This is a genomic window from Mycobacterium sp. E740, from assembly GCF_001672895.1.
In the GTDB taxonomy this organism is placed as follows: Bacteria; Actinomycetota; Actinomycetes; order Mycobacteriales; family Mycobacteriaceae; genus Mycobacterium.
On record NZ_LZKP01000121.1, the window covers coordinates 1 to 19104 of the forward strand.

23 protein-coding genes are annotated in these 19104 nt (G+C 66.7%); 18 read left to right on the forward strand and 5 right to left on the reverse strand.

Going from position 1 to position 19104, the window contains the following annotated elements; all coding sequences use genetic code 11:
• Positions 1-239 precede the first annotated feature (239 nt).
• From A5663_RS11460 to A5663_RS23335, 17 genes are all read left to right on the forward strand, one after another.
• Complete coding sequence (locus A5663_RS11460; RefSeq protein WP_068148339.1) at positions 240-1295, forward strand: hydrogenase expression protein HypE; 1056 nt, start codon at positions 240-242, stop codon at positions 1293-1295.
• 87 nt (positions 1296-1382) lie between these two features.
• The gene (locus A5663_RS11465; protein ID WP_068148455.1) at positions 1383-3179 is read left to right on the forward strand and encodes a nickel-dependent hydrogenase large subunit; all 1797 of its coding nucleotides are present in this window, start codon (positions 1383-1385) and stop codon (positions 3177-3179) included.
• Positions 3180-3182: 3 nt separating this feature from the next.
• Positions 3183-4124: a NifU family protein gene (locus tag A5663_RS11470; protein ID WP_068148342.1), complete on the forward strand. Its 942-nt coding sequence runs from the start codon at positions 3183-3185 to the stop codon at positions 4122-4124.
• On the forward strand, positions 4121-4762 hold the full coding sequence (locus A5663_RS11475; RefSeq protein WP_068148344.1) for a DUF5947 family protein: 642 nt from the start codon (positions 4121-4123) through the stop codon (positions 4760-4762). Before A5663_RS11470 ends, A5663_RS11475 begins: the two co-directional genes overlap by 4 nt.
• On the forward strand, positions 4750-5394 hold the full coding sequence (locus A5663_RS11480) for a DUF6084 family protein (protein WP_068148347.1): 645 nt from the start codon (positions 4750-4752) through the stop codon (positions 5392-5394). The genes A5663_RS11475 and A5663_RS11480 overlap by 13 nt, the downstream gene beginning before the upstream one ends.
• A complete protein-coding gene (locus tag A5663_RS11485) occupies positions 5391-6737 on the forward strand; it encodes a hypothetical protein (protein WP_068148352.1) in 1347 nt (448 codons plus the stop codon). Before A5663_RS11480 ends, A5663_RS11485 begins: the two co-directional genes overlap by 4 nt.
• The gene (locus tag A5663_RS23730) at positions 6719-6847 is read left to right on the forward strand and encodes a hypothetical protein (protein ID WP_255396307.1); all 129 of its coding nucleotides are present in this window, start codon (positions 6719-6721) and stop codon (positions 6845-6847) included. The genes A5663_RS11485 and A5663_RS23730 overlap by 19 nt, the downstream gene beginning before the upstream one ends.
• Before the next feature lie 19 nt (positions 6848-6866).
• A complete protein-coding gene (locus A5663_RS11490; protein WP_068148355.1) occupies positions 6867-7364 on the forward strand; it encodes a hydrogenase maturation protease in 498 nt (165 codons plus the stop codon).
• Positions 7365-7367: 3 nt separating this feature from the next.
• Positions 7368-7631, forward strand: coding sequence for a HypC/HybG/HupF family hydrogenase formation chaperone (locus A5663_RS11495; protein WP_068148357.1), 264 nt, complete (start codon positions 7368-7370; stop codon positions 7629-7631).
• Positions 7628-9916, forward strand: a complete 2289-nt coding sequence (gene hypF / locus A5663_RS11500; RefSeq protein ID WP_068148360.1) for a carbamoyltransferase HypF — start codon at positions 7628-7630, stop codon at positions 9914-9916. Before A5663_RS11495 ends, hypF begins: the two co-directional genes overlap by 4 nt.
• Positions 9913-10638 (forward strand): DUF6390 family protein, encoded by a 726-nt coding sequence (locus A5663_RS11505; RefSeq protein ID WP_068148363.1) that lies wholly within the window; start codon positions 9913-9915, stop codon positions 10636-10638. Before hypF ends, A5663_RS11505 begins: the two co-directional genes overlap by 4 nt.
• Complete coding sequence (locus tag A5663_RS11510; protein WP_068148367.1) at positions 10635-11366, forward strand: HypC/HybG/HupF family hydrogenase formation chaperone; 732 nt, start codon at positions 10635-10637, stop codon at positions 11364-11366. The genes A5663_RS11505 and A5663_RS11510 overlap by 4 nt, the downstream gene beginning before the upstream one ends.
• Positions 11363-12037: an SIS domain-containing protein gene (locus A5663_RS11515; protein ID WP_068148369.1), complete on the forward strand. Its 675-nt coding sequence runs from the start codon at positions 11363-11365 to the stop codon at positions 12035-12037. Before A5663_RS11510 ends, A5663_RS11515 begins: the two co-directional genes overlap by 4 nt.
• On the forward strand, positions 12034-13128 hold the full coding sequence (gene hypE / locus A5663_RS11520) for a hydrogenase expression/formation protein HypE (RefSeq protein WP_068148372.1): 1095 nt from the start codon (positions 12034-12036) through the stop codon (positions 13126-13128). Before A5663_RS11515 ends, hypE begins: the two co-directional genes overlap by 4 nt.
• 13 nt (positions 13129-13141) lie before the next feature.
• A complete protein-coding gene (locus tag A5663_RS11525) occupies positions 13142-13414 on the forward strand; it encodes a HypC/HybG/HupF family hydrogenase formation chaperone (protein ID WP_068148375.1) in 273 nt (90 codons plus the stop codon).
• Positions 13415-13424: 10 nt separating this feature from the next.
• Positions 13425-14552: a hydrogenase formation protein HypD gene (gene hypD / locus A5663_RS11530; protein WP_068148380.1), complete on the forward strand. Its 1128-nt coding sequence runs from the start codon at positions 13425-13427 to the stop codon at positions 14550-14552.
• 58 nt (positions 14553-14610) lie between these two features.
• The gene (locus A5663_RS23335; RefSeq protein WP_068148386.1) at positions 14611-15045 is read left to right on the forward strand and encodes a hypothetical protein; all 435 of its coding nucleotides are present in this window, start codon (positions 14611-14613) and stop codon (positions 15043-15045) included.
• Positions 15046-15049: 4 nt separating this feature from the next.
• Here the strand turns inward: A5663_RS23335 and A5663_RS11540 are convergent, their stop codons facing one another.
• Both A5663_RS11540 and A5663_RS11545 read right to left on the reverse strand, forming a co-directional pair.
• Positions 15050-15244, reverse strand: coding sequence for a DUF3046 domain-containing protein (locus A5663_RS11540; protein ID WP_068148389.1), 195 nt, complete (start codon positions 15242-15244; stop codon positions 15050-15052).
• A gap of 10 nt (positions 15245-15254) precedes the next feature.
• Positions 15255-16427, reverse strand: coding sequence for a glycosyltransferase (locus A5663_RS11545; RefSeq protein ID WP_068148393.1), 1173 nt, complete (start codon positions 16425-16427; stop codon positions 15255-15257).
• Between the two features lie 42 nt (positions 16428-16469).
• Between A5663_RS11545 and A5663_RS11550 the strand changes: the two genes are divergently transcribed.
• Complete coding sequence (locus A5663_RS11550; protein WP_068148397.1) at positions 16470-16910, forward strand: limonene-1,2-epoxide hydrolase family protein; 441 nt, start codon at positions 16470-16472, stop codon at positions 16908-16910.
• On the opposite strand, the gene A5663_RS11555 is transcribed toward A5663_RS11550, so the two are convergent.
• The 3 genes from A5663_RS11555 to clgR all read right to left on the reverse strand — a co-directional run bounded on the left by A5663_RS11555 (position 16911) and on the right by clgR (position 18995).
• Entirely contained in the window at positions 16911-17741 is an 831-nt protein-coding gene (locus A5663_RS11555) for a hypothetical protein (protein ID WP_068148400.1), read from the reverse strand.
• A gap of 13 nt (positions 17742-17754) precedes the next feature.
• Positions 17755-18570 (reverse strand): phage shock protein PspA, encoded by an 816-nt coding sequence (gene pspA, locus A5663_RS11560; protein WP_068148403.1) that lies wholly within the window; start codon positions 18568-18570, stop codon positions 17755-17757.
• 104 nt (positions 18571-18674) lie between these two features.
• Positions 18675-18995: a transcriptional regulator ClgR gene (clgR, locus tag A5663_RS11565; protein WP_068148406.1), complete on the reverse strand. Its 321-nt coding sequence runs from the start codon at positions 18993-18995 to the stop codon at positions 18675-18677.
• Between the last annotated feature and the right edge of the window lie 109 nt (positions 18996-19104).

Consider the following 19104-nt stretch of genomic DNA (forward strand, 5'->3'; position numbering starts at 1 on the left):
ACTGAACCGAGCGGCGGGCATTCTCGCCATGTCGGCAGCTACGGGTCACGGTAGCGCGCTTTGGTACGAGTGGATCGACAATTGCGCAAACTCCGCTTCTTCCCTTACACCCGTTGACAAGACATAGCCCCCGGAGTAGACCGAGACTCAGCGTCGAAATCGACGCCACGAATGTTGGGAGTCCCAGCCCGGCTCCCGGTCGTGAGGGCCCCAGCCCGGCCCCCAGAAAGCTGTGACCTATGCCAACGGAGGCAGCAGTCAAAGCAGAAGAGGCCTTGATCCACGTGCTCTGGATCAACGCCGGATTGAGTTGTGACGGTGATTCGGTGGCGTTGACTGCCGCCACCCAACCCAGCATCGAGGAGATCGCCCTGGGCGCGCTTCCGGGGCTGCCGAAAATCGCCGTCCACTGGCCCCTGATCGATTTCGAGTGCGGACCGAACGGGGGCGCCGACGACTTCCTCGAGTGGTTCTTCAAAGCCGACAGAGGCGAATTGGAACCGTTCGTTTTGGTCGTCGAGGGGTCGATCCCAAACGAGAAGATCAAATCCGAGGGTTACTGGTGCGGGTTCGGCAACGACCCGGCAACCGGCCAACCGATGACGACGAGCGAGTGGCTGGATCGGCTGGCGCCCAAAGCCACTGCCATCGTCGCGGTCGGAACGTGCGCCACCTACGGCGGCATCCATGCGATGGCCGGCAACCCGACCGGAGCCATGGGAGTACCCGATTACCTCGGCTGGGACTGGAAGAGCAAGGCCGGAATACCGATCGTTTGCGTACCGGGTTGTCCGATCCAGCCGGACAACCTCGCCGAGACCCTGACATACCTGCTGTACATGGCCACGGATCAGGCACCGATGATCCCGCTCGACGATGCGTTACGGCCCCAGTGGCTGTTCGGGGCGAGCGTGCACGAAGGCTGTGACCGGGCCGGCTACTACGAACAAGGTGATTTCGCGACGGAGTACGGATCTCCGAAATGCATTGTCAAACTGGGCTGTTGGGGTCCGGTCGTCAAATGCAACGTGCCCAAGCGCGGCTGGATCAACGGAGTCGGCGGCTGCCCGAACGTGGGCGGCATATGCATCGGCTGCACGATGCCGGGATTCCCCGACAAGTTCATGCCGTTCATGGACGAGCCGCCGGGCGGCAAGGTGTCCACTGCCGCATCGGGGCTGTACGGATCGGTCGTCCGCAGCCTGCGCCATGTCACCGGCCGCACCGTCGACAAAGAACCCAAGTGGCGCCACCCCGGCACGCAACTCACGACCGGAGCGACTCGCACCTGGTAGGTGCGGCTCGTCCCAGGGCGCCCAGGCGTGCTTTCGGGTACCGAAACGGCTGTGGCGCTTCTCCTGACGAAGAAAGAGAAGAGTTCGATGACAACCATCATCCCCGAACCGTCACACGTGAAGCGCGACCCCGGCCAACTGGTGGAGATGGCGTGGGACCCGATCACGCGCATCGTCGGCAGCCTCGGCATCTACACCAAGATCGACTTCGACAACCGGGAAGTCGTCGAGTGCCACAGCACCTCGTCGATCTTCCGCGGCTATTCGATCTTCATGAAGGGCAAGGACCCTCGCGACGCCCATTTCATCACCAGCCGGATCTGCGGCATCTGCGGGGACAACCACGCGACGTGCTCGGTCTACACCCAGAACATGGCCTACGGCGTCCGTCCTCCGCACCTCGGTGAGTGGCTGATCAACCTGGGCGAAGCCGCCGAGTACATGTTCGACCACAACATCTTCCAGGAGAACCTGGTCGGCGTCGACTACTGCGAGAAGATGGTCGCCGAGACCAACCCGAGTGTGCTCGCCAAAGCAGAGAACACCCAGGCGCCCCACGCCGATATGCACGGTCATCGCACGATCGCCGACATCATGCGCGCGCTCAATCCGTTCACCGGTGAGTTCTACCGGGAGGCACTGCAGGTCAGCCGCTGGACGCGCGAGATGTTCTGCCTGATGGAAGGCCGGCACGTCCATCCTTCGACGCTCTACCCCGGCGGCATCGGCACGACCGCCACGGTCCAGTTGATGACCGACTACATGACGAGACTGATGCGCTACGTGGAGTTCATGAAGAAGGTCGTGCCCATGCACGACGACCTCTTCGACTTCTTCTACGAAGCGCTTCCCGGCTACGACCAGGTGGGGCTGCGACGCACACTGTTGGGCTGCTGGGGCTCCTTCCAGGATCCCGAGGTGTGCAACTTCGAGTACAAGGACATGGAGCGCTGGGGCGACGCCATGTTCGTCACACCGGGTGTCGTCATCGACGGAAAGCTGCACACCCACTCGTTGGTGGACATCAACCTCGGTATCCGAATCCTGTTGGGCCATTCGTATTACGACGACTGGACCGACCAGGAGATGTTCGTCAAGACCGATCCGCTGGGCAATCCGGTCGACCGCCGGCACCCGTGGAACCAGCACACCAACCCGCGGCCGCAGAAGCGCGACTTCGACGAGAACTACAGCTGGGTGATGTCTCCGCGCTGGTTCGACGGCACGGATCATCTGGCGCTCGACACCGGCGGCGGGCCGCTGGCGAGGCTGTGGTCCACCGCGCTGGCCGGGTTGGTCGACATCGGCTACGTCAAGGCGACCGGTCGCAGCGTGCAGATCAACCTGCCCAAGACCGCTCTCAAAGGTCCGGTCGAATTCGAGTGGAAGATCCCGCAATACGGCAGCAACACACTCGAGCGTAACCGCGCGCGGACGTACTTCCAGGCCTACGCGGCCGCCTGCGCTCTGCACTTCGCCGAGAAGGCGCTGACGGAGATCCGGGCCGGCCGCACCAAGACCTGGGAGAAATTCGACGTGCCCGAAGAGGGCATCGGCTGCGGGTTCACCGAGGCGGTCCGCGGAGTCCTGAGCCACCACATGGTGATTCGCGACGGCAAGATCGCCAACTACCACCCCTATCCGCCGACCCCGTGGAACGCGAACCCACGCGACAGTTACGGCACGCCGGGACCCTACGAGGACGCGGTACAGGGCCAGCCGATCTTCGAGGAGAACGACAGAGAGCACTTCAAGGGCATCGACGTCATGCGCACGGTACGAAGTTTCGATCCGTGTCTGCCGTGCGGAGTGCACATGTACCTGGGGAAGGGAAAGACGCTGGAGATGCTGCACTCCCCGACCCAGTCGCTCACCGGGGAATAGGGTATGGCCCCGCCGATCAAGGACGACGCGCAGTGGCGTATGGCGGGCGAACGAATACAGGGCCTGCTCGACGCGTCCGCCGCGGGGGGCCCCGCCGCCTACGAGCGGGCGGTCCAACTCGTCGGTGAGGTGACCGATCTCTACGGCGCCGGCTTGGAGCGGATGCTACGGATCGCCGTGGGCACCGATGACGAGTTGGCAGACAGGTTCGTCGACGATGATCTCGTTGCGAGTCTGTTGCTGGTGCACGGGCTGCATCCGCACGGCGTCGCCCGGCGGGTCGCGGACGCCTTGGACAGCGTCCGGCCGTACCTCGGCTCACACGGTGGCGACGTGACCTTGCTCGAAATCGTCGACGGCCCCGACGGCGCCACAGTCCGCCTGCAATTCACGGGCAGCTGCAAGAGCTGTCCATCCTCGGCGGTGACCCTGGAGTTGACGGTCGAGGACGCGATCCGGGCGGCGGCCCCCGAGGTCGCGTCGATCGAAGTGGTTGCCGCGGATACTCCCGCGGACGCGGATGTCACCGTGATTCCGGCGGCGGCACTGCTCAGCCGTGTGCACCAGGGCACTCCGGGCTCGTGGCACCCCGTGCCCGAATTCGCCGACCTCGCACCGGGAGAGGTCGGCGGGTTCAGCGTGGCGGGAACCACGGTGCTGGCGTGCCGCATCGGTGATGAGTTGTTCGCCTACCGTGACCGGTGTGGTGTCTGCCGCGGATCGCTGGCCGGCGCGGCGCTGCATCGACCGATGGGCTCCCCCGTCGGCGACGCGGTACTGCGTTGCCCGACGTGCCACGCCCACTTCGACGTCGTCCACGCCGGGGCCTGCGTCGACGAAGACGCCGACGGTCATGCTCACCTGCAACCGATTCCGTTGCTCACGCGTGACGGGGTGCTGTCGATCGCGATCGCGCAGGAACAGACCGTAGCGGGCATGGCATGACTGGCGCATACGACGTTCTCGCGAGAATCCGGGCCGATCGCGGCGTCCCGGTACCCGCCGGAGAGCGCTGCGAGATGTGCGCGGAACAGATCGCCGACCAGCACCAGCATGTCGTGAATGTTCAAGCGCGACAGTTGATGTGCGTATGCCGCGGCTGCTACCTGCTGTTCACCGACACCACCGCCGAACTACGCTTCCGCGCAGTGCCGGACCGCTGGCTGACTTTCGGAGACTTCGGGCTCGGGCGTCGCGACTGGCAACTCCTGCAGATCCCGGTCGGGCTGGCGTTCTTCTTCCGCAACTCGGCGTTGAACCACATGGTGGCCTTCTATCCGGGCCCGGCTGGCGCGACGGAGTCCGAGCTCGACCTGTCCGCGTGGGACGGCGTCAGGGCAACCGACCCGCGGGTGGACCTGATAGCCGACGACACCGAGGCACTCCTCGTGCGAGTGCCCGACGACGAAACTCGACCGCCGGAAGGCTATCTGGTGCCCATCGACGCCTGCTACGAGTTCGTCGGTCGGCTCCGTCAACTCTGGCACGGCTTCGACGGCGGTCAACAGGTTCGCGAGTTCATCGACGACTTCTTCGAACACGTCCGCAACCGCGGAAAGGTGGTGGCGCCGTGCCAGAGCTGACGTTCGCGGTGCTCGACGTGGCCACCGAACCCTACGCGGTGACACCACTGCTCACCGCGCGTGTCGGGATCGCCGCCGACAACGACGAACCCGTGCACGCCATCGCGCTGCGCTGCCAGATCCGCATCGAGCCGTTGCGTCGCGGTTACTCCGACCAAGAGGCAGCCGGACTGCTCGATCTGTTCGGTCCTCGCGCGCGCTGGGGCAGCACCCAACACAATTTCCTCTGGCAGCACAGCAGCACGATGGTGCCGGGGTTCAGCAGTGCCACGCAGGTCGACCTGCCGCTCGAGTGCACTTACGACTTCGAGGTGACGGCGGCCAAGTACTTCCACGCTCTGCGTGACGGCATGATCCCGTTGCAATTCCTCTTCAGCGGAACAGTTTTCACCAAGGGCGACCGCAACTTCGCGGTGCAGCAGGTGCCGTGGGACCGCGAAGACCGCTACGACCTACCGGTATCGACGTGGCGAGACCTCATGCAACTGCACTACCCCAACACCGGGTGGCTGCGGTTGAACCGCGAAACCCTCGACGCGCTGGCGGAGTTCAAGTCGGTACGCGGCCTGCTGGGCTTCGACGATGCCGTCGTCTCACTGCTGGCCGCGCACAGCGCACAGGAGGTGCGATGACGGCAGACTGGGATGATGCTCGCGCCGTCGCCGATGCGGTGCTCTACGAGGGATACCTGCTGTACCCCTACCGTGCGACTTCGACCAAGAACCAATCACGCTGGCAGTTCGGCGTATTGGGTCCGATCGGCGCGATGGAAGCCGGTCTCGGGGAGGACTCCGCGCTGACCGCCCAGGTGCTGGTCGCCTCCCACGGCATTCCGATGGTGACAGGCGTCGTGCGATTCCTGCAGTTGCAGCACCGCGGTGTGGAGCGCCACCTCGGTGATGGCCGTTTCGAACCGGTCCGCGAACTGGCCTCGGGCTCGAACACCTGGGTCAGCTGGGACGAGGCCGTCGAATGTGAGATCGCGATCGAACCCATCCCGCTCATGAGCCTGCCCCGCACGGTGGACATCTCGGTTCCCGCCGGGACCGACGAGGAGTCGGTCGTCGGCGGCAGGCTCCTACGAACTCGCCGCCAGTTGCACGGTCGGCTGGACATTTCCGTCGAGGCAGACGGCGATCTCCATCGGCTCACTCTCGAAGTGCGCAACACGGCTCCCCCGGCCGGCGACAAGGACGAGGCGATCGCCGTATCGATGATCGGCACCCATCTACTGCTCGAGGTCGCCGACGGCGAATTCGTCTCCTTGCTCGAACCGGCCGACTCGGCCGCCGACGCCGTGGCACGCTGCCGGCAGCACCGTTGTTTCCCGGTGCTCGCCGGCCCTTCGACGCAACACGACCTGGTGCTGGTGTCCCCCATCATTCTCTACGACCACCCCGAGATCGCGGAACAGAGCAAGGGTGCGCTCTACGACTCCACCGAGATCGACGAGATCCTCACCTTGCGGATCATGACGATGACCGACGACGAGAAAGCGCAGGCTCGCGCCACCGATCCGCTCGCCGCGGCGATCATCGACCGCTGCGACTCGATGTCGCCCGAGGCGATGCTCGACCTGCACGGTGTACTGCGTAACCCGCATGCGGCAGCCCGGCGACCCGAACTGATACCGGAGATCCCCGCGGGCGTCGAGTGGTGGGAACCGACGGCGGACACCGCAGTGCGCCCGGAGTCGGACGCGGTGCTGGTCAACGACATTCGCGTCACCCGCGGCAGCCGTGTCCGGCTGCGCCCGTCCCGGCGTGCGGACGCTCAGGACCTGTTCTATGCGGACAAGATCGCTCGCGTCACGTCGGTGCACGAAGACGTCGACGGCGACCACCACATCGGCGTGGTGATCGAGGACGATCCCGCGGCGGAGCTGCACGACTGGTACGGCCGCTACCTGTACTTCGCGCCCGACGAGGTGGAACCTGTTGTTGAAGGGAGTTCGAAATGGCCGGAATGGAAGTAGTCGGCTGGATCGCGGTCGGAGCCGTGACGGTCGTCGCTGTGGCGGCGGCTGTGATCGGCATCCGCTCCGTACCCGACATGCAGCGTTACATGAAGATACGGCGGATGTGAGCGCAAGAGAGGTGGCCTCATCTCCAGTTTTACCTCCCGAATCCTGGTAGCCGGACTCGGCAACATCTTTCTCGGGGACGACGGCTTCGGCCCCGAGGTGATGCGCCGCGTGCCGTCCGATCTCGGCGGTCCGCAGGTTCAGGTGAGGGATTACGGCACCGGGGGGATGCATTTGGCGTACGACTTGCTGGACGGCTGCGACGCCCTGGTGCTCGTCGACGCCATCCTCAACCGAGGCGCGCCGGGCACCCTGCACGTGTTCGAGGCCGACCTCGATAACCACTCGGAAACAGCAGGTTTCGATGCGCACGCAATGGACCCGGCCGCAGTATTCGCCAGCCTCAATGCGCTGGGCGGAGTCGCGCCTTACACCGTGGTGATCGGGTGCGAGGTCGACTGCGTCGACGAGGGTATCGGGCTGTCCCAAACCGTCACGGCGGCGGTTCCTGACGCGGTGCGGGCGATCGACGAGGTGGTGGCCGGGTTGCTGGCCCGGGTTGCGGTGGCGGAGGGCTGAACCATGTGTCTGGGGATTCCGGGGCAGGTCGTGTCGATGTTGCCGGGCTACGGCGATCAGCTGGCCCTCGTCGACGTCGCCGGTGAGCACCGCAAGGTCAACGTCGGCATGCTGCCCGAAGAAACCTTTGCGCCGGGCGACTGGGTCATCATCCACATGGGCTTCGTCGTGGACAAGACCGACAAGGCCGGTGCTGACGCCGCGCTGGCCGGGCTGGAGCTGATGGGCCGGGGCGAACCCGTCTCAGGCATCGAGGATCCGCCATGAGCTCGCGGCGCCGGTTGCGCGTCCACGTGCACGGGGTGGTGCAGGGCGTCGGATTCCGGCCGTTCGTGTACACGACGGCGGCCGCGCTTGGCCTGGCGGGCTGTGTCCGCAACGACAGCTCCGGGGCGGTCATCGAGATCGAGGGTGACACGGTCGGCGTTGACGAGTTCCTGACCCGGCTGCGCGATCGCCCCCCACCTCTGGCCGTGATCGAATCGCTTGACACAGAGCACCTTCCGACTGCCGGAGGCACCGAATTCGTCATCGCGGACACGGCGCGGACAGCCGGCGGCCGCACACTGACCTCGCCCGACGTCGCGATGTGCGCCGAATGCGCCGCAGAGCAACGAGATCCAGCCAACCGGCGATACCGACACGCCTTCGTCAACTGCACCAACTGCGGCCCGCGCTTCACGATCATCAGCTCACTGCCCTACGACCGAGATGCCACGACGATGGCGAGGTTCGCGATGTGTGCGGCCTGCGCCCGCGAGTACCGAGACCCCACCGACCGCAGGTTTCACGCCCAGCCCGTCTGTTGCCCCGACTGCGGGCCGACGCTGACGTACCGTGACGGAACGGGCCGGACGACGACGGGTGAAGCCGCGCTGCGAACAGCGCGCCGGCTGTTGAGCGACGGCGGCATCCTCGCGGTCAAGGGCATCGGCGGCTATCACTTGGCGTGTGATGCCGCCGACGAGCGCGCCGTCACCGAGCTGCGCACGCGAAAGCGCCGTGGTGACAAGCCGTTCGCGGTGATGACACCTGATCTCGAGACGGCATCCGAGCTTGTCGAGATCGATGACACGTCGGCGCGGCTGCTGACCGGGCCCCAGCGTCCGATCGTGTTGGCGCCACGACGGGCCGGGTCCCCGGTCGCCGATTCGGTCGCGCCACACAACCCCGACCTCGGCATCCTGCTCGCCTACACACCGCTGCATACGCTGCTGTTCGGTCTGCCGGGCGACGAACTCGGCCCGGAGGCACTGGTGATGACATCGGGAAACCTCGCCGGAGAGCCGATCTGCTTCACCGACGACGCTGCGCTCGAACGGCTTTCGCACTTGGCCGACGGTTGGCTAATGCACGACCGGCAGATTCTGGTGCCCTGCGACGACTCCGTCGTGCGGGTCGTCTCCAAAGCCGAGATGCCGATTCGTCGGTCCCGCGGATACGCGCCGCTGCCCGTCGCGCTCCCGGTGCCGGTGGCGCCGACGCTTGCGGTGGGAGCCGACCTGAAGAACACCATGGCGGTCGCGGACGGCAGATACGCCTGGTTGAGCCAGCACATCGGCGACATGGATGATCTGGCCACGCTGTCCGCCTTCGATTCGGCACAGCGGCACCTGCAGAAGTTGACATCGGTGGCGCCGCAGGTGGTGGTCGCCGACGCGCACCCGATGTACCGCTCCACCACGTGGGCGCATCGCAACGCCGCAGGACGGCCGGTCAGAACCGTCCAGCATCATCACGCCCATGTCGCCGCGGTGATGGCCGAGCACGGCCTCGACGGATCGACCCAGGTGCTCGGGTTCGCCTTCGACGGAACGGGATACGGCCCTGACGGGGCGGTGTGGGGCGGCGAGGTGCTGCTGGCCAACTACAAGGGCTTTCAACGGCTCGCCCACCTGAAGTATGTACCGCTGGCAGGTGGTGATGTCAGCGTGCGGCGGCCCTACCGCATGGCGCTTGCGCATCTGCGGGCGGCGGGGATCGGATGGACTCCCGACCTGCCGCCGGTGGCGGCCTGCCCACCCGACGAGCGAAGGGCGCTGGCCCACCAAATCGAAACCGGCCTCGGTTGCGTCCCGACCTCCAGCATGGGCCGGCTGTTCGACGCCGTTTCCTCACTCGTCGGAGTGCGCCAGGTGGTGGACTACGAAGCGCAGGCGGCGATCGAGTTGGAGGGCCTCTGCCGCGGCATCGACTGCGGGCCAGGCTCTTACGGGTTCGCTCTCGACGGTCACGACGCAACCGTGTTGATCGACCCGGCCCCCGTAGTTCGCGCCGTGGTCCGCGACCTTCGGGACGGTGTGCCGCCGTCGCTGATCGGGGCTCGGTTCCATCGCGCGGTCGCCGACCTGGTCGTCGACCTCGCGTGCGCCCACACCGACCCATCACGGCCCGTCGCACTGTCCGGCGGCGTGTTCCAGAACGGCCTGCTCCTTGACCTGACGCTGAACGCCCTGAATGCCCGGGGGCTTCAAGTGATCACACACCGCGTCGTACCGCCGAACGACGGGGGTATCGCCCTGGGCCAGTTGCTGGTGGGGAGCGCCGAATGACCGACACATCGCCCCGGGGCCGGTCGTTGTTCGGCCGGTACGCCTACCCACCGAACGAGCTCGGTTACTGCGGGCCGACGACAGCAGGCGGCGCTTCCGGGCTCGCCTCGCATGCACGTGAGTTCGACGGCGCCTGGCCGTACCTCTCGGCCATCGCCGAGGCGATCGGCGCCTCGGATGTGCTCGACGAGCAGGTCGTCGGCGGCTACTGGGTCGGCGGGCGAGCATTGGGCAAGGTCGACCCCGACCGACTTCTCACCCGGCTGCGCTCCGCGTTCCGCGGCCAGGTCACCGGATTGCTCGATGCGGTGCCGGCCACCACCGACGTGTTGGCGCATCACAGCTTCCACGTTTTCGTCGTCTATCCCTGGGTGAGGTTCTTGCGCCGCGACGCGACGACCGCGCTCGGCGTCCTGCAGGACTGCCGCATTCGGTGGGGAACCGTCGTGTCCGTCGCCGGTGAGCACACAGAGATCGCCGCACGACCGTTGCAGTACACGAACGGCTGCCTGATGCTCGGCGAGCCGCGCACCGAATGCGTCGGATGGGAAAAGGGCGGCCTCTCGCTGGCGCCACCACCGGAACCCGGGGCGGTCGTTTCCGCCCATTGGGATTGGGTCTGCGGAACACTTACCGAGGAGGAGGGTACCGAGCTCGAGGCGGCCACGCAGACAACGCTTGACCTCGTGAATGCCGTTCTCGGACAGGAGCAGTCGATATGACTACTGTTGAACGACCTTACGTCGACGACGAACTGGCCGCAGATCTCGCTGCCGCCGCGCTGGATCTCGCCCGCCGGTTCCACCACGGCGCCACACTGTGGGTGATCTCGCCGCAGTGGGAACCACACGCCCACCACATCGCCGTCGAGTTCGTGCATCCGGTGATCATGGGTAAGCGGGCACTGCCGTCGGTCGCGCTGGTCGAACCGGACCCCGTCGCCCAGGCGAGGGTGGCGAGCCGGCCCGGCGATCTGCTGATCGCGGTGGCATCGGCGGCCGAACCCGCGGTCATCGACACCATGCGTCGCGCGCAGGCGTGGGGGGTGCTGACGCTGTGGATCGGATCGGGCCCGCGCCCTGCGCCCGGAGCGGCGAACCACATTCTCTGGGTCGACACGGATGACCCGATGGTGCCCGCCACCGGGGCGTTCGTGCTGATGTACCACCTGCTGTGGGAACTCACCCACGTCTGCTTCGAACACCAGGGGCTGCTGGTCGAGCCGGTGGGCTGCGCCGACGACGTATGCGTGACGTGCTCCGACGAGGGCCGGCTCGGCGAAGTCGTCCTGGAACCGGTCGACGCCACGAGTTCGGCGCTGGTGCGCACTGCCGGGGGCGAGGAGTGGGTCGACGTCACGCTCGTCGGCGCCGTCGCACCCAACGACCTGGTGCTCGTGCACGCGGGCGCCGCCATCGCCCGTGTCGAGCCCGAGGAGGTGCACCGGTGACCGACTCCGATGCCACCAGTTTCCTGTATCCGTTCATCGAATCCGAGGAGACCGACGCGCCGAGTCTGCTCAGCGACCTGGCGGCCTCCGCACGAGGCAAGGCCGCCGAAAGCGCACGGCTGCAGCGGGAATCGCTCGACGAGTACGGCGATGCGTTGAGTGCGGCCGGAGAGCAGATGGCCGAACGGTTCCGTCGGGCCGGTCGGCTCTACACGTTCGGCAACGGCGGCAGCTCCACCGATGCCGCGACGTTGGCCTCGCTGTTCAGCCGGCCGGCGCGCGGGCGCCCTGTTGCCGCGTGGTCGCTTGCCGCCGACAACGCGGTGGTGACCGCACTGGGCAACGACGTCGGGTTCGAGCTGATCTTCAAGCGCCAGATCATCGCGCACGCCCGCGACCGCGACGTCGCCATCGCGCTGTCCACCTCCGGCAACTCCGACGATCTGATGACGGCGATCACGGAGGCCAAGCAACGCGGACTACTGACTATCGGCTTCTCCGGCCACGACGGCGGCCGGATGGCGGCCGCCGATGACCTCGACTTCTGTTTCACCGTCCACTCTCAAAGCATCCACCGCATCCAGGAAAGCCACGCGATGCTCGGCTACCGGCTGTGGTCCGTCGTTCAAACGCAGATGACCCGCGCACGGAACGGAGCACACGCGACATGACACAGACAGCGAGCGCGGCCGAACGCGAGGACCGCGTGCTCGAACGCATCGACAAGTTCCGCCAGCGTCGACCGCGTCTGCTCGACGACGTGGTGACGCTGGCGCACGGCGCCGGGGGTAAGTCGTCGGCCGCACTCGTCGACGCGGTGTTCCTCGAGGCCTTTCGCAACGACGAACTCGAATTACTCGGTGACGCTGCGGCACTTCGGATCCCGTCAGGTGAACGGCTGGCATTCTCCACCGACTCGTACGTCGTATCCCCGCGGCGGTTTCCCGGCGGATCCATCGGCCACGTCGCAGTGCACGGCACCATCAACGACCTGGCGGTCTCGGGTGCGCGCCCGCAGTGGCTCTCCGCGGCGTTCGTGATCGAGGAAGGCTTCCCGATCGCCGAACTGCGCGAGATCGTCGCCGACATGGGCGAAGCGGCGTTGAACGCAGGCGTGCAGATCGTCACGGGCGATACCAAGGTCGTCGGCAAGGGCGCCGCCGACGGCGTCTACATCTGCACCGCCGGCGTGGGGTTGATCCCCGAGGACAGGAGGCTGTCCCGTGAACTCGTGCAACCCGGCGACAAGGTGGTGCTGTCCGGAACCATCGGTGAGCACGGGATGGCGGTCATGCTCGCCCGCGGCGACCTGGCCATCGACGCCGACATCGCCTCCGACACCGCGCCGGTGCACGAACTGGTCGAAATCCTGCTGGGCGCCGCACCTTCGACGCGATGGATGCGCGACGCGACGCGCGGCGGCGTCGGCACGGTGGCCAACGAACTCGTCAAGGACGCGCCGTTCGCGCTGATTCTCGACGAGGACAAGCTTCCCGTTCAACCGCAAGTGCTCGGGGCGTGCGACATGCTCGGCATCGACCCGCTGTACGTGGCGAACGAGGGCAAGTTCGTCGCGATCGTGCCCGGGGCCGAGGCCGACGCCGCAGTCACGGCGTTACGCACCCATCCGCGGGGAATGCAGGCCGCGGTCGTCGGCGAGATCGTACCGGACCCCCATGGAATCGTCGCGTTACGAACATCTTTCGGTGGCAGCCGGATCGTCGACATGCTCGTCGGCGACCCGCTGCCGCGAATCTGCTGAGAGGAGACCGACGATGTGTCTTGGCATTCCCGGTCAGGTGGTCGACATCGTCGACGCCGAAGAGTCGCTGGCCAAGGTCGACGTCAACGGCGTCCGACGAACCATCAGTGTGCGCCTGCTGGCCGACGAGAACCTCCAGGTCGGTGACTGGGTCCTGGTTCACGTCGGCTTCGCCATGGCCAAGATCGACGAACACGAGGCCACACTGACACTCGACCAGGTGCAGAAGATGGGCGCCGACTATGCGGCCGAGATCGAAGCTTTCAACTCCTCCGAAATCGCTTGAGAGGCTTGCTATGAAGTTCGTCGACGAATTCCGCGATCCGGCGGCCGCGCGCGCACTCGTGCGATCGATCACCGAGCTCGCCAGTGGCGATGAGTTCAAGTTCATGGAGGTGTGCGGCGGCCACACCCACACCATCTACCGGCACGGTATCGAGCATCTGCTACCGGAGACGGTCGAATTGGTGCACGGGCCCGGATGCCCGGTGTGCGTGATCCCGATGGGCCGCGTCGACGACGCGATGTGGCTGGCCGAACAACCCAACGTCATCTTCACGACGTTCGGCGACATGATGCGGGTACCCGGGTCCCGGGGCAACCTCATCGAAGCCAAGGCACGCGGAGCCGACGTGCGGTTCGTCTACTCCCCGCTCGATGCGCTCAAGATCGCGCTCGACAGTCCGGACAAGCATGTCGTGTTCTTCGCGGTCGGCTTCGAGACGACAGCGCCGTCCACCGCGGTGACACTCGTTCGTGCCCGCGCGCTCGGCGTGCAGAACTTCAGCGTGTACTGCAACCACGTGACGATCGTGCCGCCGATCAAGGCGATTCTGGAATCACCCGACCTGCGGTTGTCCGGCTTCCTGGGGCCCGGCCACGTGTCGACCGTCGTCGGTTTGCGGCCATACCGGTTCGTGCCCGACGTGTACGGGAAGCCGTTGGTGGTAGCGGGTTTCGAGCCGCTGGACATTCTCGCTTCGGTGCACATGCTGCTACAGCAGATCCGAGGCGGCCGCTGCGAGGTCGAGAACCAGTACAGACGTGTGGTCCGTCCAGAAGGCAATACCCAGGCACTCAAGCTGATGGCCCAGACGTTCGAGTTGCGACCGCATTTCGAATGGCGGGGACTGGGATTCATCTCGCAGAGCGCGCTGAGGATCCACCCCGACTACGCGGAGTTCGACGCGGAACGCACGTTCGCCATGCCCGGCGTGCGGGTGGCCGACCCGAAAGCGTGTCAGTGCGGCGAGGTGCTCAAGGGCGTCATCAAGCCCTGGGAGTGCAAGGTGTTCGGTACCGCGTGCACACCGGAGACACCCATCGGAACGTGCATGGTCTCGCCCGAAGGCGCCTGCGCGGCGTACTACAACTTCGGCCGGTTGCACCGCGAGACGGCGCTGGTGCTGGGTCAGCGTGCCTAGCTGTATCCCGTCGATTGCGTCGCCGCAGTCCATGCGGCGAAAGTGAGGAGTAGTAGTCATGACAGAGCCGGAAGAACGGGGAAAGCGCGGTACCGGATCAGATCAACCGTCGGGCGGCCCGACCGACCGGCCGTCGGGCGCCTATGAGGGCGACGAATCCGTTCCCGAACACGACGACGGCGGGAAGCCCGACTTCGAGACGGGCTTCACCAACGAGCCGCCGAAGGACGTCAAGCCCGCGGTACCGCCTTATGAAGGGCGCCAAACCTCGGCCAAGCCGGCCGGCGGCGCAGACGAAGGCGGCGAACGAACCGCCGGCGCGGTGAAACCTGTCACGGATGCAGACAGCAAGGGCTCGTCGAAGGGTGACGGTGGCACCGCGTCTCCGGCCGACGAACAGCCTGCCGCACGGATGCCGGAGTCCGACCGCGACGACGACCGGGTAGGCCCGTCACACACCGCGGGAACCGGTCGCGGCGAGGACAAACGCTAACGCGTCACCACTGATCACGCGGGACGTCGAAGTCCGAGCACAATGCCCGCCAGACATCCCGCGGATAGACGCCGTCCTCGATGGCCTGTTCGGCGGTGCGCCCGCCGAACGCGCTCAGCACGTGGTCGACGAGCAGCGACGCGCCGCGCACCGAGCCGAACTGTTCCTCGACGAGTTCATGGAATTCCGTCAACCGCACAGGGCCAAAACTACGCCGAGGATGCTCGTGCCTCGTGGCACACCCGCACCGGATCTCCGACGTCGGCGACCGTCGCGGCGGCCCGCCGCGCCGCGGCCCGATAGCTGGGTTCGGCCAGCACCTCGCGCACCGCCGTCGCCAGGGCGTCCGGGTCGAGAGGACGCAGCAGCTGCGCACTGCCCTGTCGCACAAGACGATTCGCGATCTCCCACTGATCGCCGCCGCCGGGCACCACCACCATCGGAACCCCTGCCAGCAGCGTCTTGGCCACCATGCCGTGTCCCCCGCCGCAGATCACCAGGTCGGCGTGCGACAACAGCTCGTCCTGTCTGCCCAGTCCGACGACCGCCCACGGTGGCGCCGCCACCTCCGTGCCACCAAGGCGTGACACCACCACCCGCGATCCCGGCGGCAACACCGGTCCGGGCGTGAGCGCCTCCAAAGCGACCTCGGCCAGGCCGCGGGTCCCGGTGGTGGCGGTGGACGGCGCGACGACCACCACCGGACCGCTCCCCTCCGGAATGGCCAACGTCGCCGACGTCGGCTCGAAGTGCAGCGGGCCCACCACGACGGCTTCGGTAGGCCAGTCCGGCCGTGGCACCTCCAGAGCAGGCAGGGTGGCGATCAACCGTCGACGCGGCCCGGGATCGGCTGCAGGCAACCCGATCTGCTCCCGCGCGGCCGCGCGCTGGCGGACGCCTGCGCGCCACGACCGGGCGGTCAGCGCACGCATGATCGCGTCGCGCAGCCGACCGCGGACACCCACGCCTGGCGACAGCCCACTGCCGATCGGCGGCAGCCCCTTCGACGGCCGGTACAGCGGGTGCGGGCTCAGCTCGACCCACGGCAGCCCGAGCAGTTCTGCGCTGAGCCCACCCGCCGTGGTGATGACATCGGAGACCACCAGGTCCAGCTTCAGGTCTCCCATCTGCGGCGCGTTGAGCACGGCCATCCGGGCGCCACGCTGGTGGACCTTCGCGCCGGCGTCGGCATCGTCGTCCGCGTCCGTCGGGTCGAGGCCGAGGAGTTCGACGGCGGGTACCCCGGCGTCGCGAGCCGTGTCGAGCCATTGTCTGCCGGTGAGCAGCGTCGGCGAATCTCCGTTGGCCAGAAAGCGGAGGCAGAGCGCGATCGCCGGAAAGGCGTGCCCCGGATCCGGTCCCGCAACGACCGCGACGCGCATTGGCCTACCCTGCCACAGGGGCTCAGCACTAGGCTGGGCCGCATGACCGACCAGGCTTCCGGACCGAGAACCGACGTCGACAACATCCGGGCGGTGGAGACGTTCCTCTACGCCCTGCAAGACGAGGATTTCGACACCGTCGAATCGTTGATGGCCGACAACATCCTCTACCAGAACTACGGCTACACGACGATGCGCGGCAGGCATCGGGTTATGAAGTTGTTCCGGCGAAATCCGGGCTGGATCGGCTTCGAGGTGAAGTTCCATCGGATTGCCGCCGACGGCAATGCGGTGCTGACCGAACGGACCGATGCGCTGGTCTTCGGCCCAGTGCGCACGCAATTCTGGGTGTGTGGTGTGTTCGACGTGCACGGTGGCCGAATCACCTTGTGGCGGGATTACATCGACCTGTACGACATCTTGAAGGGAACGATTCGCGGGCTCGCGGGCGCCGTGTTCCCGTCGCTGCGCCCGACTATGTGACTACGCGCCCCGGGCGTGGCCGAGTTGGTCGAACGCGTACGCCCAGCCGATCAGGCGGTCGGTGGCGTTGGACAACTCGTCGCGGTAGCGCTGTTGCCACATCGGTGAGGTGGACGTCGGGCCGGTGTTCGCCGCCGACACCAGTTGCGCTGCGGCGTTGACCATTTCGCTGTACTGCCGCGCGCCCTGATCTAGTTGTGCCGTGAACGCCGCGATGGTGGGCACCAGATGAGCACGGGACTGCGGCGCCGAGCGGATCGCCCGTTCCATGGACACCACTTCGTTCGCGGTCGCGGCCATGGTGACGGCAGTCTGATCGGCTGCGGCAGTCAACTCGCGAAGCTCGTCGGCGGGCAGCATCCGTCCCCGGTCCATCACACCGAGCAGCGAGAACAGCCCGCGCTCAGACGCCGCGAGCGCCGCCATCGGAGCGCGTGCGGCCGATCCCATCGGCGGCAGCCGGCGAGCGACGCGCGATCGCGGCGGAGGCAGCGGCTCGCGTCGCAGCCAGCGGTAGCGCAGGAACGTCAGCGTGGCGAGAAAGGCCGCACCCACCGCAATCGGAGACGGGATGAGCAGCGCCCAGGCGGGCGTATCCCACGCCGCCAGCAGACCGGTCACGCCGATCCAGAACACGCAGGACAGCGTGAACAAGACTGTGAGACGCAGCGCCCAGCGCCGCTTACGCAGCAGCTTCGCGCGTGGATCCGCCGCGGCGTTCAGTTTGTCGGCCAGCACGTCGGACCACTCGGCGGCGGTGTCTAATCCGTTCTGGAAACCCCGCTGCACCAGCGAGCGCCACGGCGCCGGTCGACTCGTTCGCGAACTCACTGGCTGTCCTTGATCATTGAGACAACGGGTTTTCCGGCGTCGCCTGTTGCGGATTGGCCGCCGGGGCCGCGGGCTGCGCCGCGGCATTACCACCGGCAGGCAACTGCTCCCCGCGCATCGACGCGCGGATCTGCTCGAGCCGCGAATGCCCTGCCATCTGGACGCTGGCCTGCTGGACCTCCAGCATGCGGCCCTGCACCGAGTTCTGCGCCAGCTCGGCCTCGCCCATGGCGTTGGCGTACCGGCGCTCGATCTTCTGGCGCACCTCGTCGAGGCTGGGCGTGGTGCCCGGTGCGGCCAACTCGCTCATCGACCGCAGCGACGAGCTGACCTGCTCCTGCATCTTGGCCTGTTCGAGCTGGGACAGCAGCTTGGTGCGCTCGGCGATCTTCTGCTGCAGCATCATCGCGTTCTGCTCGACGGCCTTCTTGGCCTGGCCTGCCGCGTTGAGCGCCTGATCGTGCAGGGCCTTGAGATCCTCCACACTCTGTTCGGCGGTGACCAACTGCGCGGCGAACGCCTCGGCGGCGTTGTTGTACTCGGTCGCCTTGGCGGCGTCACCGGCGGCCACGGCCTGATCGGCCAGTGTCAGCGCCTGCCGAACGTTGACCTGCAGCTTTTCGATGTCCGCGAGTTGGCGGTTGAGCCGCATCTCCAGCTGTCGCTGGTTTCCGATCACCTGGGCAGCCTGCTGCGTCAGCGCTTGATGCTGGCGCTGCGCTTCCTCGATGGCCTGCTGAATCTGCACTTTCGGGTCGGCGTATTCGTCGACCTTGGAGCTGAACAGCGCCATGAGGTACTTCCACGCCTTGACGAACGGATTGGCCATTTGAGTTCACTCCGCCTTCATGTCGTTGTCTCGGACTCGCCGGCCCGGCTACCGTGCTGCCCAATCTATCGGGTCGGCGTCTATCGCCACACCCAACTCGAGGGTCAGGCGACCGCCATCGAGACGACCTGCGGAATGACCACCTTGGTACTGGCGTCGATGTTGGCCGCCCCCGCAAAGGCCGCATGCTCCGCGCGTTCCATCTCCTGGCCGGCGTCCGAGAGCACCCTGGACAACGGAACGTCGAGTGCGCCGCAGATCGCGTTGAGCAGTTCGCTGGAGGCCTCCTTGCGGCCGCGTTCGACCTCGGAGAGGTAGCCCAGGCTGACGCGCGCGGTATCGGAGACCTCGCGCAAGGTCCGTCCCTGGTCGACGCGGGCCCGACGCAGCACGTCGCCGACCACCTCGCGCAGCAATGCCGTCATCGTGGTCTTCCTCTCGAGTCAAGGTTCCATGGACCGGTAAACGGGGCGTTGTATTAGGGCAACGCTGACAGCGGGCTGGTTGGTTCCCGGATAGCGCAGATCACTGCTG

Excerpts from the sequence above, each read along its gene's own strand:
- A5663_RS11460 (WP_068148339.1), top strand. The coding sequence starts at position 240 with ATGCCAACGGAGGCAGCAGTCAAAGCAGAAGAGGCCTTGATCCACGTG.
- A5663_RS11465 (WP_068148455.1), top strand. The coding sequence starts at position 1,383 with ATGACAACCATCATCCCCGAACCGTCACACGTGAAGCGCGACCCCGGC.
- A5663_RS11470 (WP_068148342.1), top strand. The coding sequence starts at position 3,183 with ATGGCCCCGCCGATCAAGGACGACGCGCAGTGGCGTATGGCGGGCGAA.
- A5663_RS11475 (WP_068148344.1), top strand. The coding sequence starts at position 4,121 with ATGACTGGCGCATACGACGTTCTCGCGAGAATCCGGGCCGATCGCGGC.
- A5663_RS11485 (WP_068148352.1), top strand. The coding sequence starts at position 5,391 with ATGACGGCAGACTGGGATGATGCTCGCGCCGTCGCCGATGCGGTGCTC.
- A5663_RS23730 (WP_255396307.1), top strand. The coding sequence starts at position 6,719 with ATGGCCGGAATGGAAGTAGTCGGCTGGATCGCGGTCGGAGCCGTGACG.
- A5663_RS11495 (WP_068148357.1), top strand. The coding sequence starts at position 7,368 with ATGTGTCTGGGGATTCCGGGGCAGGTCGTGTCGATGTTGCCGGGCTAC.
- hypF (WP_068148360.1), top strand. The coding sequence starts at position 7,628 with ATGAGCTCGCGGCGCCGGTTGCGCGTCCACGTGCACGGGGTGGTGCAG.
- A5663_RS11505 (WP_068148363.1), top strand. The coding sequence starts at position 9,913 with ATGACCGACACATCGCCCCGGGGCCGGTCGTTGTTCGGCCGGTACGCC.
- A5663_RS11510 (WP_068148367.1), top strand. The coding sequence starts at position 10,635 with ATGACTACTGTTGAACGACCTTACGTCGACGACGAACTGGCCGCAGAT.
- hypE (WP_068148372.1), top strand. The coding sequence starts at position 12,034 with ATGACACAGACAGCGAGCGCGGCCGAACGCGAGGACCGCGTGCTCGAA.
- A5663_RS11525 (WP_068148375.1), top strand. The coding sequence starts at position 13,142 with ATGTGTCTTGGCATTCCCGGTCAGGTGGTCGACATCGTCGACGCCGAA.
- hypD (WP_068148380.1), top strand. The coding sequence starts at position 13,425 with ATGAAGTTCGTCGACGAATTCCGCGATCCGGCGGCCGCGCGCGCACTC.
- A5663_RS23335 (WP_068148386.1), top strand. The coding sequence starts at position 14,611 with ATGACAGAGCCGGAAGAACGGGGAAAGCGCGGTACCGGATCAGATCAA.
- A5663_RS11545 (WP_068148393.1), bottom strand. The coding sequence starts at position 16,427 with ATGCGCGTCGCGGTCGTTGCGGGACCGGATCCGGGGCACGCCTTTCCG.
- A5663_RS11550 (WP_068148397.1), top strand. The coding sequence starts at position 16,470 with ATGACCGACCAGGCTTCCGGACCGAGAACCGACGTCGACAACATCCGG.
- pspA (WP_068148403.1), bottom strand. The coding sequence starts at position 18,570 with ATGGCCAATCCGTTCGTCAAGGCGTGGAAGTACCTCATGGCGCTGTTC.
- clgR (WP_068148406.1), bottom strand. The coding sequence starts at position 18,995 with ATGACGGCATTGCTGCGCGAGGTGGTCGGCGACGTGCTGCGTCGGGCC.